Raw genomic sequence first — 12,089 nt, 5'->3', positions numbered from 1 at the left:
CAGCGAGGGTGATTAGCTCAGCTGGGAGAGCACCTCCCTTACAAGGAGGGGGTCGGCGGTTCGATCCCGTCATCACCCACCACTCACGTTGAGTGTGCGTTGTGTGAAATATCATATCGTTGAGTATTATGGTATGAAGTACGACTGTGTTAGCACGGAAGTACGATGTAAGAAAGAGTGAAATTGGGTGATTAGCTCAGCTGGGAGAGCACCTCCCTTACAAGGAGGGGGTCGGCGGTTCGATCCCGTCATCACCCACCACTTCTGCGGGTCGTTAGCTCAGTCGGTAGAGCAGTTGACTTTTAATCAATTGGTCGCAGGTTCGAATCCTGCACGACCCACCATTTCGCAGACTTCTCCTTTGTCCTTTAATACTTTCTCATCTGAATGAGACATCGCAACAAACACTGGTCATTGCTTAGGCTTGAGCGAAAACGCCGTTAGCGTCAATCGCAAAAGATGGTCTCATTCCGATTAACCTTTCCCCTGCCATTTTAGTAGACCTTTTTTATAGCCAAGCGACATTATTTTGATAACAATTAGCTGTATTTTTTTGCCACATATCAGGGTATTGACTGTAATCATTTTTAAGTCGTTTTTCTATAATGACCAGCAGGCAAAGGCAATCATCTTGCCTGACATGGCTGTATATGCCATCGGCCCAGAAATAAACGTAGCGCGTATCGCTTAAATCACGCAGGCACCATTGCCTGTGCTCTTCAAGCCATTGCTGTTTCAGTCTGCTGATGGTACTGGCAGAGAGGGCATTAGCTTTTTCACCGAGAAGCGCCCTCAGGGCTTCGTGAAAATCACCGGTGGATATGCCTCGCAGGTACAGCCATGGTAGCAACTCTTCGACGCTTTTTGCACGTTTCAGATAAGGCGGCAACAACGCGCTGTTGAAGCATATTCCGTTGCCGCTGCGCTCCCTGACCTTAGGCACTTTAATTTCAACATCCCCAATACCCGTCTGTATGGTTCGCTGTGGCAAATAGCCGTTACGAACGACAGCATGACGCCCGTCGTCAAGGCGGCGTTCAGCATGTTGTTGCAGCATGGCTTCGAGCTCAACGTCAACGGCGGCAGCTATCAGTTGCCTGGCACCATTACGAATGAGTTCATGCAAGGGATCACCGGCAATATCTGGTTCTGCGGAGACCTGTAGGGTAGACTTTTTCATGGGGTATCATCTCTCTGTTGTTGAAATCATCCACGAAATCAATCAGCAGGATACACCACCCTCCCCGAAACCCCGTACACCAGAAATGAGCATAACTCAATCCCTTTGGCGGCTTTGTTGAATAATAGGTAATCATGCTGTTTTTCCATGCCAGTTTTGGTTGAAAATGCTTGTCATCTCAGGTGTACACTTTTCTCATGAGGCCTAACTGCATGATTTTACGTTGCGAGGATCCATCGTTTCGCTGGGCTGCCAGCACAAAATCTATTTATTCAACAAAGCCCCCTTTGGCATACAACGATAAAATCTGGTTATCCATCCCGGAGATCCGGGTCTGGTTCTTCTTCACCAGCTGCGGTTCAAAGGAACCATCACGATCACGTGGTGTACGCAGTTCCAGCGGACCATCGCCGGTGGTATAGCCAACCGACATTATTTTGATAACAGCCAGCTATGCTTTTTTGCCGCATATCAGGGTATCTGTTGTAATCATTTTTAAGTCGGTTGGCTATAACAGTCTTTGTGGAGTAGCCATTGCGCGTGTTAGTTCCAGATTTGGACTGGTGCTTCTCATGCCCGAGGTGATGGGTCATTTCAGCATTAAGGGCAGCTTCAACGCTGATCTTTTTCAGCAGGCGATCAAACGGGTTGAGAGCGTCAGGGGTTTTGAGATTTTTGGCCAGCTCGTTAGCCAGAGCCTGTAACTGTTTTTCATCCATAAAGTAATCTGCTTTTGATGTTGGATTGAACATATCAAAATCAGGCAATTACACAATCTCGAGTACAGGCTCTCTGTACGAATTTTTCGCATTGAATGCATCCGGTGTTTTACTTCCCCCCGAAGAAAATTTATCTTATTCCCACTTTTTGTTCGTGAGTTGCACGGGTAGCGTCACTATGCTGCACTAGCCTTGCCCACGATCTGTTTTTTTAGTTTCATTCCAGGACAATTATGAGCAAGAGCACCGCTGAGATCCGTCAAGCGTTTCTCGATTTTTTCCAGAGTAAAGGACACCAGATCGTTTCCAGTACTTCACTGGTTCCGAATAACGATCCGACATTGCTGTTTACCAACGCGGGAATGAACCAGTTCAAGGATGTTTTCCTAGGGCTGGACAAGCGCAACTATGTGCGTGCTACCACGTCACAGCGCTGCGTGCGTGCAGGCGGTAAGCATAACGATTTAGATAACGTCGGGTACACCGCGCGTCACCACACCTTCTTTGAAATGCTGGGTAATTTCAGCTTCGGTGACTACTTCAAGCGTGATGCCATCCAATATGCATGGGAACTGCTGACTGGTGCGCAATGGTTTAACCTGCCCAAAGAGAAATTATGGGTAACGGTATATGCCACCGACGATGAAGCCTATGACATCTGGGCAAACGAAGTCGGCGTACCCGCCGAGCGCATTATCCGTATTGGTGACAACAAGGGCGGTCAATACGCGTCTGACAACTTCTGGCAGATGGGTGATACTGGCCCATGTGGTCCGTGTTCGGAAATTTTTTACGATCATGGCGACCATATCCAAGGCGGTCCTCCGGGAGGCCCGGATGAAGATGGTGATCGCTATATCGAGATCTGGAACCTGGTATTTATGCAGTTCAACCGTCAGGCGGATGGCACCATGGTTCCGTTGCCTAAACCGTCTGTTGATACCGGGATGGGGCTGGAGCGTGTTACTGCGGTATTGCAACACGTCAATTCCAACTACGAGATCGATGTCTTTACCACATTGATCCAAGAAGCGGCGCGCATTATTGGCACTCAGGATTTGAGCAACAGGTCCTTGCGCGTTATCGCTGACCATATCCGCTCCTGCGCATTCCTGATCGCTGATGGCGTCATGCCATCCAACGAAAACCGTGGTTATGTTCTGCGCCGTATTATTCGTCGCGCGGTGCGTCACGGTAATTTCCTCGATGCCAAAGAGGCCTTCTTCTATAAATTGGTTGCGCCATTGATTCAGGTCATGGGGGCGGCGGCTGATGAATTGAAACAGCAGCAAGCGGTGGTTGAACAGGCGCTGAAAGCGGAAGAAGAGCAGTTTGCCCGCACGCTGGAACGCGGCCTTAGCCTGCTGGATGAAGAGATCAAAAACCTGAAAGGGAACGTACTGGACGGTGAGACGGCGTTCCAGCTGTATGACACTTACGGCTTCCCGTTCGATTTAACGGAAGACGTGTGCCGTGAGCACGATCTTACGGTGGATAAGGACGGCTTTGAGCGTGCGATGGAAGCACAACGCCAGCGCGCACGTGAAACCAGTGGGTTCGGCATCGATTATAACACCCTGATTCGTGTTGATGTGGCCACGCCATTTACGGGATACGACAAGACACAGCAGCAGGCTACGGTTATTGCACTCTATCAAAACGGGCAGGCGGTCGAAGCGATCAATGCCGGTGAAGAGGGCGTGGTTATCCTCAATGAAACACCGTTCTATGGGGAATCGGGCGGTCAGGTCGGCGATACCGGGACGCTGCATAATGCCAACGTGTGCTTTACCGTTGGGAATACCCAAAAGTTTGGTCAGGCAATTGGTCACTTGGGGTCTCTGACTCAGGGTACGCTGCGCGTCAATGATACGGTGAATGCTGATGTAGATAGTGAGCGTCGCGATCGTATTCGTCTTAACCACTCTGCCACTCATTTGCTGCATGCCGCGCTGCGCCAGGTACTGGGCGAGCACGTTGCCCAGAAAGGCTCGTTGGTTAACGATAACTACCTGCGGTTTGACCTCTCGCAGCCGGAAGCCATGACGGCAGAGCAAATCCGTCAGGTGGAAGATATTGTCAACGCGCAGATTCGTCGTAACCACGACGTTGACACTGATGTGATGGCGCTATCGGATGCAAAAGCCAAAGGTGCAATGGCCCTGTTCGGCGAGAAATATGAAGATCATGTGCGTGTATTGACCATGGGCGATTTCTCCATTGAGCTGTGTGGTGGTACGCACGCCAAACGTACCGGGGATATCGGTTTGTTCCAGATTGTCTCCGAATCAGGGACGGCGGCGGGTATTCGACGCATTGAAGCCGTAACGGGCAGTGGGGCACTGGCGGCGCTGCATCGTCAAAGTGACGTATTACAGGATGTGACCCAACTGGTCAAAGGCGATAGCCATAACGTGGCGGAAAAAGTGCGTTCCCTGCTGGATCGTACTCGTCAGTTAGAAAAAGAGCTGCAACAGTTGAAAGAACAGCAGGCAGCCCAAGAAAGTGCCTCGCTCTCCTCGAAGGCGAAAACGATCAAGGGTGCGAAACTGTTGGTAACACAGTTGGATAACACCGACCCGAAATTATTGCGTACTATGGTGGACGATCTGAAGAACCAGCTCGGTTCAGCCATCATTGTGCTGGCAACCGTCTCAGAAGATAAAGTCAGCTTGATTTCCGGTATCACGAAGGATTTGACCGATCGTGTTAAAGCCGGTGAATTGATTGGCTTTATCGCTCAGCAGGTCGGTGGTAAAGGGGGGGGACGTCCTGATATGGCACAAGCCGGTGGGAACAACCCAGCCGCTTTACCTTCGGCACTATCTAGCGTTGAAACATGGGTAACGGATAGGCTATAACTATAAATAGTGTGTTATCTCAACGAAACGCCAAAATATTTATTTTGGCGTTTTCCCCTTAGGCTAGGGACGTGCGCTGGGGGGGAAATATCGGTCTGCCGAGCTTGTGTTGGTAAGCGGAGCATGCCGTAGCCCTTTGTTGTGATAACAAATGTCGTGATAAAACAGCGAAAACGGCTGACATCGACTAAACTAAAAGTAACGATACACTGGAGTAAGATGGCGGAGTGCGTTTCCCCATTTAGGTTTATGTTTTCACGGCGCATGATGGAGAATGGCGGGGAGACAAAGAGACCCGACTCTTTATAATCTTTCAAGGAGCAAAGAATGCTTATTTTGACTCGTCGAGTTGGCGAAACCCTCATGATTGGCGATGAGGTGACGGTTACCGTGCTAGGGGTAAAGGGCAACCAGGTTCGTATTGGTGTTAATGCGCCGAAAGAAGTTTCTGTTCACCGCGAAGAGATTTACCAGCGGATCCAAGCGGAAAAGTCGCAACCAACGTCCTACTGATTTACCAAGCGTCTCGCCTCTCAGGAGGGACGCGTTCGTTTTAGCTTCCCTGAATATCCTCCCATGCCGTTTTAGTTTCCTATGAGTACGTTTTGTCACAGGCATCAATAGCCGTTAACGCTGTTGATAAAATAGACTTTTCGCTGTGAATCTGTGCGTGTTGGGTGTGATTTGTTCAAACAACCAAGAGTTAGGAAAAATTGTTTGACTTATAAGTCCGGGAAAGTAATATGTGCGCCACGCAGTACCGGTGAGCACGATGAAGGAAACATCATCATCGTGGTTCGAAGGTTAGCGTGTTGGTGAGGTGGCCGAGAGGCTGAAGGCGCTCCCCTGCTAAGGGAGTATGCGGTCAAAAGCTGCATCGAGGGTTCGAATCCCTCCCTCACCGCCATTTACTATGCATCCGTAGCTCAGCTGGATAGAGTACTCGGCTACGAACCGAGCGGTCGGAGGTTCGAATCCTCCCGGATGCACCATTCCTCATGTTGTGAATCATAATATCCCATACTTTCCCTTTGATTTTATCCCCAGCGTTGCCTGCATGTTGCTAATCCCCCCTTACTAACCGCTTATACACCGATAGCCTTGCTTTTTGTGGTTTTATTGAACCAGCGACATCATTTTGACTTTGCGCTAAAGTAACGGCTCTTTTGCGCTATTCACGGAGTCACGATGTACGATCGTTATCAAGGTCTTATTTTTGATATGGATGGCACCATCCTCGATACTGAGCCCACACACCGCGCAGCCTGGCATAACATTCTGGGCAAGTACGGCATGACCTATGATGCTCAAGAAATGGTGGCGTACAATGGTGCTCCCATTGAGAAAATCGCAGCGGTGATCCTGGCCCGGCATAACGTGGATATGGACCCAAAGGCGCTGGCCACTGAAAAGCTGGTGCTGGTGGAAGAGATGCTGTTTGATACGGTTACGCCGTTGCCCTTGATTGACGTGGTGAAAGCGTACCAGGGATGTCGACCTATGACGGTTGGCACCGGTAGCCCACGCCATCTGGCTGACAGGCTGCTACGTCATCTTGGCTTGCGCGACTACTTTGTTGGTATTGTCGGCGCGGAGGATGTACTGCATCATAAACCGTTTCCTGACACCTTCCTGCGCTGCGCCCAGCTTATGCAGGTAGAGCCTGAAACCTGCGTCGTATTTGAAGATGCGGATTTTGGCATTCAGGCAGCGCAGCGCGCAAACATGGCTGTTGTCGATGTGCGCACGCTGTGAGTGCCTTCTGGGGACTGGTTTCTCTCTTCTGGAGTAGTTTTCTCAGCGCGACATTATTACCTGGCAGCTCTGAAGTGCTGCTGGTCTCTTTATTGGTGGCGAAGGTTACCGGCGCGGTGCTGCTGATTGTCGTGGCAACAATAGGCAATACGCTGGGCGGTATGACCAATCTGGTGCTGGGGCGTATTCTGCCACGGCCAAAGCCGCGTACCGGCACGTTGACGGCGCTACGCTGGTTGCAGCGTTATGGTCCGGTGGCGCTTTTGTTGAGTTGGGTACCGGTTATTGGCGACGTGCTATGCGTGGCAGCGGGATGGCTGCGCATGCCGTGGTTGTACTCCACGCTTTTTATCTGTATCGGAAAAGCGCTGCGTTATATCGTGGTGGCCATCGTGGCATTACAAGGAATGACTTTGTGGTCATAACGTGTAGCACTGTATTTTAGTAGAGATGATACGATTTCATTATGCGAACAATAATTACATCTAACAGCGGGAGGTCGATTTGATCCCGGATATATCACAAGCGTTGGCCTGGCTTGAACATCACCCTGATGCGGTGAAGGGGATTCAACGCGGTATTGAACGCGAAACGTTACGCGTACAGCCCAATGGACATTTGGCACAGACAGGGCACCCAGAAAATTTAGGGGCGGCATTAACCCATCCCTGGATCACAACGGATTTCGCAGAATCCTTATTAGAATTTATTACGCCTGTAGATCGGGATGTCGATCACCTGTTGGCATTCTTACAGGACATTCACCGCTATGTCGTGCGTAACATCGGTTCTGAGCGGTTATGGCCGTTTAGCATGCCGTGTTTTATTCCCGATGAGACAAATATCGAGCTGGCTCAGTACGGCACATCGAACATTGGCCGGTTTAAAACGCTCTACCGTGAGGGGTTGAAAAACCGCTATGGCGCGTTGATGCAGACCATTTCCGGCGTGCATTATAACTTTTCACTGCCGCTGGCATTCTGGCAAGCGCGTGCAGGCGTCGCTGACGCTGAAAGTGGTAAGCAGGAGATATCCGCCGGTTATTTTCGTTTGATCCGTAACTACTACCGTTTTGGATGGGTGATTCCTTATCTGTTTGGCGCCTCGCCCGCGATCTGCTCTTCTTTTTTGCAGGGGCGTGAAACGGCATTGCCGTTTGAACGTGGCGAAAACGGGCTCTATTATCTTCCCTACGCGACCTCGTTGCGTTTGAGCGATCTGGGCTACACCAACAAATCACAGAGCAATCTGGGCATCACGTTTAATAAGCTGGATGGATATGTGGCAGCGCTGAAGCGTGCGATCAAAACGCCGTCAGCGGAATATGCCGCGATGGGGGTTAAACAAGGCGATCGCTACTTGCAGCTCAATACCAACGTGTTGCAGATCGAAAATGAGCTGTATGCGCCGATCCGTCCTAAACGTGTAACTCGCAGTGGCGAAACGCCCTCTGATGCGCTGATGCGCGGCGGCATTGAGTATATTGAAGTACGCTCACTGGATATCAATCCCTTTACCCCGTCGGGGGTCAGCGCCGACCAGGTGCGTTTCCTCGATCTGTTCCTGATCTGGTGCGCACTGGCTGATGCGCCGGAAATGGATAGCGCCGAACTGCAATGTACCCGTAAAAACTGGAACCGTATTATTCTGGAAGGGCGCAAACCGGGGTTGACCGTTGGTATGGGATGTGAAACGCGGCAGCAGCCATTGGCCGATGTCGGACATGCCTTGTTCCGCGATCTGCGGCGCGTGGCAGAAGTGCTGGATAGAGAACATGAACAGCCCTATTATCAGCAGGTCTGTGACGAGTTGAGCGTAGGGTTCGATAAGCCGGAAAATACGTTCTCCGGGCGTCTGTTGCCGCTATTGAAAGCGCAGGGCTGCGGTAATCTTGGCTTGACGTTGGCAGACCGCTATCGTGAGCAGCTCAGTCAAGAGCCTTTAGCGGTGTTGACGGAGGCGCAGTTTGTTGCCGAGAGTGAACGCGCCTGGCAAAAACAGCACACGCTGGAAGCGCAAGATACGCTGTCGTTCGAGGCCTATCTGGCAGCGACTCAGGCTTGAGCAGACACTAGATTAAAGAAAAGGCCACGGTATAAGCAGTGGCCGAAAAACATCTCTGAGAAATAGGGATGATAATAAATGAGCGTCTTTCATAGAGTCAGACTCGTTGGGAACCAAAAAGTTTCTTGGAAAGATGAAAAAAGTCATTTTTTTATGAGGAGCTGGCAACATGCCGTTATTAGATAGCTTCACCGTAGACCATACCCGCATGGCAGCACCGGCGGTTCGAGTGGCTAAAACCATGACAACCCCTCATGGCGACACCATTACCGTATTCGACCTGCGTTTCTGTCGCCCGAATAAAGAGGTGATGCCGGAGCGCGGTATTCATACGCTGGAGCACCTGTTTGCCGGCTTCATGCGCAACCATCTCAACGGTGATGGCGTTGAAATTATCGATATTTCTCCGATGGGTTGCCGCACGGGATTCTACATGAGCCTGATTGGCACACCGGCAGAGCAACGCGTGGCTAAAGCCTGGAGCGCGGCGATGGAGGATGTGCTCAAAGTGACCGATCAACGCAAAATCCCTGAGCTAAACGAGTTCCAGTGCGGCACCTATGAGATGCACTCTCTGGAAGAGGCTCAGGACATTGCACGCCATATTCTGGCGCATCCGATTGGCGTCAACCAGAACAACGATTTGGCGTTATAGCTAAACGACTTAATTTTGATTGCATTATTTAAATGAGCTATTCAATTGATTTTAGACGTAAAGTGATATCTACACGGGAAGAAGAAGGGTTGAGTATCCGAGAAACAGCGAAGCAATTTCGGATTGGCCCTGCCTCTGTATTGCGTTGGATTAATCAAATAGCGTCAAAAGCATCGACCACGCGTCAGCGAAAGAGCGATAAATCCGAGTTGATAAAAGATGTTGAACCATATCCAGATGCTTACCAAAAAGAACGTGCAGAGCGTTTTGGCGTTTGTCAGAAGGCCATTTGGCCAGCTCTTAAAAAGCTGGGATTGACCTATAAAAAAACGCTACGTCATCCGAAAGCCGACGAAAGCGCCCGGCAAGCATTTCAACAAAAAATGCAACAGTATGAAAAAAAAGGAAAAACTATTGTTTTTATTGATGGAAGTGGTTTTCCACACGATACCCTACGGACTCACGGCTATTCCCCAAAAGGTCAACGGTGTTTTGGCCTGAAGAACGAGGGAGCCAAGGGAAGAACAAATGTTATCGGCGCTTTATTAGGCACAATGCTGTTTGCTATCGGATTATTTGATATCAATATTAACAGCGATGTTTTCTATTCCTGGGTCACACAAGTCCTTATCCCAGTACTCCCTAAAAACAGGGTAATCGTGATGGACAATGCAACTTTTCACAAAAAACATAATATTCAACAAGTCATCATCGATGCAGGGTATATGGTGGAGTATTTGCCTACATATTCGCCAGATCTTAACCCCATTGAGCATAAATGGGCACAAGCAAAAAAAGAGAGAGCGGTTGCGATACAGAGATTTTGTTCTCAGTCCATACGGTGTAATCAAAAATTAAGTCGCTTGGCTATATGTCAGCGCTGCTGGACAAACTGGAAGATGATGTGTGGCATGATGCCGATGCGGTGATGATTTCTGATTTCATCGCACAGCGCTTGCCTGAAGAGACCGTGCAACGCGTTCGGCAACGACAGCAACAACACCACCATCGTTTTCATGCCGTTGCGATGTCACAACATGGAAAACCTGGCATCCTGCACATTTTCGAGGCTTTGTTGAATAAATAGAACTTTTGGGTAATCATCGGAGCAGATCAACACAGTTGTTTCAAAATCAGCTCTCCATGGCAAAACAAAATTTTAAAATCACCAGCTGGCCCTCTTATAACAAGGCCCTCAAGCAGTGCGGTTCTCTAACCGTATGGCTAGATGAATCAGCCATTGCTGCATGGACGGAAAAAAACACTACTGAACGGCGTGGACGACCGCTCCACTACTCAGATATGGCCATCACCACAGTCCTGATGATGAAACGCGTGTTTGGCCTTTCATTGAGGGCTTTACAGGGCTTTGTTGACTCGATTTTTAAACTGATTAAATTGTCGCTCCATTGTCCAGACTATTCGCTGCTCAGCAAGCGAGCAAAGACAGTGAACATCAGCATAAAAACGCCAACCCGTGGTGAAATCTCACATCTGGTCATTGATGGAACCAGCCTGAAGGTCTTTGGCGAAGGCGAATGGAAAGTCCGGCAGCATGGTGCCGACAGACGCAGGGTATGGCGTAAGCTGCACCTGGCAGTAGACAGTGTGACGCATGAGATTATCTGTGCGGATTTGTCGCTCAGTGGTACGACTGATGCCCAAGCTCTACCGGCGCTGATAAACCAGACCCACCGGAAAATCAGAGAGGCATCGGCTGACGGCGCTTACGATACAGTTTACTGCTATGATGTTCTGCTGAGGAAGAAAATAAGGCCGCTTATCCCGCCACGAAGGGGGCGCAATATTGGCAAGATCGCTACCACGCTGTTGCAAATCAGCGCATTAGCGGTAGTAACGATATCTGGAAAAAGAAAGTGGGCTATCACCGGCGCTCAGTGGCTGAAACGGCCATGTTCCAGTTCAAAAGGCTTCTGGGTGGTTATCTAAGTCTGAGAGACTACGATGGTCAGGTGGGTGAAGCCATGGCCATGGTCAAAGCGCTTAACCTGATCACGCTATTAGGAATGCCGAACAGTATTCGCATCACATAACAATCGACCCGTATGGTGCGCAGTTGTTACAAGTTCTGATTTATTCAACAAAGCCCATTTTCGACCATATAGCCAAGCGACTTAATTTTTGATTACACCATATGGACTGAGAACAAAATCTCTGTATCGCAACCACTCTCTCTTTTTTTGCTTTTTGCTTGTGCCCATTTATGCTCAATGGGGTTAAGATCTGGCGAATATGTAGGCAAATACTCCACCATATACCCTGCATCGATGATGACTTGTTGAATATTATGTTTTTTGTGAAAAGTTGCATTGTCCATCACGATTACACTGTTTTTAGGGAGTACTGGGATATTGGTAAACCATTTGCAGCATCAAGCAGTAGGCTGGTTTGTAGTTCATAACCGACGTCGCCACCATGCGTCATTTTCAAACGTTCTTCTTTCCCATTGTGGGTACGAAACTGTAAATGAGACCAGTCGTGAACGACGGGAGCGTATGGATGCGGGCTAAGTGCAACCTGCCGGAGAGCCAGCGAAATAATCGGTTCATTGAGCTGACTGAAGCTAATACGTTCATTATTAAAAAAACGCCAAACGGCCTGAGTAGTGGCGAATGTTGTTTTCTGCGCGCAGGCAAGGTCTTTAACGGCTGACGCCAATGGTGCTGCGGGAGTCATGTGTTGCTTAACCAAACGCTGATAACGCCGGTTAAGGCGGGCATCAATCCCGCCGATGCATAAGTTGAGATCATGCAGCAACGTAATAGCAGATATTGCAAAAGATGTGTAGATATCTATGCCTATAGGGCAGGTCCAGTTATGCAGCTCAGCATAGC

Annotated in this window: 9 protein-coding genes, 5 tRNA genes and 4 pseudogenes; 14 read left to right on the top strand and 4 right to left on the bottom strand. The window is 49.5% G+C overall.

From position 1 onward, the window contains the following. Nucleotides 1-6: 6 nt before the first annotated feature. The 3 genes from ACD630_RS21040 (at nucleotide 7) to ACD630_RS21030 (ending at nucleotide 344) form a co-directional block, all read left to right on the top strand. Nucleotides 7-82: transfer RNA gene (locus ACD630_RS21040), tRNA-Val, on the top strand. A 103-nt stretch (nucleotides 83-185) separates the two neighbouring features. Then, nucleotides 186-261: transfer RNA gene (locus tag ACD630_RS21035), tRNA-Val, on the top strand. Nucleotides 262-268: 7 nt separating this feature from the next. Next, a tRNA-Lys gene (locus tag ACD630_RS21030) sits at nucleotides 269-344 on the top strand. A gap of 257 nt (nucleotides 345-601) precedes the next feature. On the opposite strand, the pseudogene ACD630_RS21025 reads toward ACD630_RS21030, so the two are convergent. Next, nucleotides 602-1,180, bottom strand: a pseudogene (locus ACD630_RS21025) (transposase); the annotation flags it as partial. A 283-nt stretch (nucleotides 1,181-1,463) separates the two neighbouring features. Next, nucleotides 1,464-1,899 (bottom strand): annotated as a pseudogene (locus ACD630_RS21020) (transposase); the annotation flags it as partial. Between the two features lie 233 nt (nucleotides 1,900-2,132). Here ACD630_RS21020 and alaS point away from each other — a divergent pair. The 11 genes and pseudogenes from alaS to ACD630_RS20965 all read left to right on the top strand — a co-directional run bounded on the left by alaS (nucleotide 2,133) and on the right by ACD630_RS20965 (nucleotide 11,288). Further along, nucleotides 2,133-4,760: an alanine--tRNA ligase gene (gene alaS / locus ACD630_RS21015; RefSeq protein ID WP_430360530.1), complete on the top strand. Its 2,628-nt coding sequence runs from the start codon at nucleotides 2,133-2,135 to the stop codon at nucleotides 4,758-4,760. 327 nt (nucleotides 4,761-5,087) lie between these two features. Continuing rightward, complete coding sequence (gene csrA, locus ACD630_RS21010; protein WP_005972168.1) at nucleotides 5,088-5,273, top strand: carbon storage regulator CsrA; 186 nt, start codon at nucleotides 5,088-5,090, stop codon at nucleotides 5,271-5,273. 301 nt (nucleotides 5,274-5,574) lie between these two features. Further along, nucleotides 5,575-5,667, top strand: a tRNA-Ser gene (locus ACD630_RS21005). Nucleotides 5,668-5,675: 8 nt separating this feature from the next. Continuing rightward, nucleotides 5,676-5,752: transfer RNA gene (locus ACD630_RS21000), tRNA-Arg, on the top strand. 196 nt (nucleotides 5,753-5,948) lie between these two features. Beyond that, a complete protein-coding gene (yqaB, locus tag ACD630_RS20995) occupies nucleotides 5,949-6,515 on the top strand; it encodes a fructose-1-phosphate/6-phosphogluconate phosphatase (RefSeq protein ID WP_430360529.1) in 567 nt (188 codons plus the stop codon). After that, nucleotides 6,512-6,940, top strand: a complete 429-nt coding sequence (locus ACD630_RS20990; protein ID WP_430360528.1) for a YqaA family protein — start codon at nucleotides 6,512-6,514, stop codon at nucleotides 6,938-6,940. The genes yqaB and ACD630_RS20990 overlap by 4 nt, the downstream gene beginning before the upstream one ends. Nucleotides 6,941-7,019: 79 nt before the next feature. Next, nucleotides 7,020-8,579: a glutamate--cysteine ligase gene (gshA, locus tag ACD630_RS20985; protein WP_430360527.1), complete on the top strand. Its 1,560-nt coding sequence runs from the start codon at nucleotides 7,020-7,022 to the stop codon at nucleotides 8,577-8,579. A 169-nt stretch (nucleotides 8,580-8,748) separates the two neighbouring features. Continuing rightward, nucleotides 8,749-9,234 carry an S-ribosylhomocysteine lyase gene (gene luxS, locus ACD630_RS20980; RefSeq protein WP_430360526.1) on the top strand — a complete coding sequence of 162 codons (486 nt, stop codon included), beginning with the start codon at nucleotides 8,749-8,751 and terminating at the stop codon, nucleotides 9,232-9,234. A 32-nt stretch (nucleotides 9,235-9,266) separates the two neighbouring features. Beyond that, nucleotides 9,267-10,163 carry an IS630 family transposase gene (locus ACD630_RS20975; RefSeq protein WP_430360525.1) on the top strand — a complete coding sequence of 299 codons (897 nt, stop codon included), beginning with the start codon at nucleotides 9,267-9,269 and terminating at the stop codon, nucleotides 10,161-10,163. Then, nucleotides 10,112-10,321: pseudogene (locus ACD630_RS20970) on the top strand (ATPase RavA stimulator ViaA); the annotation flags it as partial. The gene ACD630_RS20975 and the pseudogene ACD630_RS20970, both read left to right, overlap by 52 nt. 56 nt (nucleotides 10,322-10,377) lie before the next feature. Next, nucleotides 10,378-11,288 (top strand): annotated as a pseudogene (locus ACD630_RS20965) (IS5 family transposase). 92 nt (nucleotides 11,289-11,380) lie between these two features. On the opposite strand, the gene ACD630_RS20960 reads toward ACD630_RS20965, so the two are convergent. Both ACD630_RS20960 and ACD630_RS20955 read right to left on the bottom strand, forming a co-directional pair. Further along, on the bottom strand, nucleotides 11,381-11,572 hold the full coding sequence (locus ACD630_RS20960) for a transposase (RefSeq protein WP_430359251.1): 192 nt from the start codon (nucleotides 11,570-11,572) through the stop codon (nucleotides 11,381-11,383). Nucleotides 11,573-11,577: 5 nt separating this feature from the next. Beyond that, complete coding sequence (locus ACD630_RS20955) at nucleotides 11,578-12,012, bottom strand: hypothetical protein (RefSeq protein ID WP_430360524.1); 435 nt, start codon at nucleotides 12,010-12,012, stop codon at nucleotides 11,578-11,580. Nucleotides 12,013-12,089 lie beyond the last annotated feature (77 nt).

The sequence above is a fragment of the Symbiopectobacterium sp. RP genome, from assembly GCF_050472005.1.
Classification (GTDB): Bacteria; Pseudomonadota; Gammaproteobacteria; order Enterobacterales; family Enterobacteriaceae; genus Symbiopectobacterium.
This window is presented reverse-complemented; position numbering and strand designations above follow the sequence as displayed.

Coding starts and splice junctions, on each gene's coding strand:
- ACD630_RS20975 (WP_430360525.1), top strand. CDS start 9,267: ATGAGCTATTCAATTGATTTTAGACGTAAAGTGATATCTACACGGGAA.
- luxS (WP_430360526.1), top strand. CDS start 8,749: ATGCCGTTATTAGATAGCTTCACCGTAGACCATACCCGCATGGCAGCA.
- alaS (WP_430360530.1), top strand. CDS start 2,133: ATGAGCAAGAGCACCGCTGAGATCCGTCAAGCGTTTCTCGATTTTTTC.
- ACD630_RS20960 (WP_430359251.1), bottom strand. CDS start 11,572: ATGGACAATGCAACTTTTCACAAAAAACATAATATTCAACAAGTCATC.
- csrA (WP_005972168.1), top strand. CDS start 5,088: ATGCTTATTTTGACTCGTCGAGTTGGCGAAACCCTCATGATTGGCGAT.
- yqaB (WP_430360529.1), top strand. CDS start 5,949: ATGTACGATCGTTATCAAGGTCTTATTTTTGATATGGATGGCACCATC.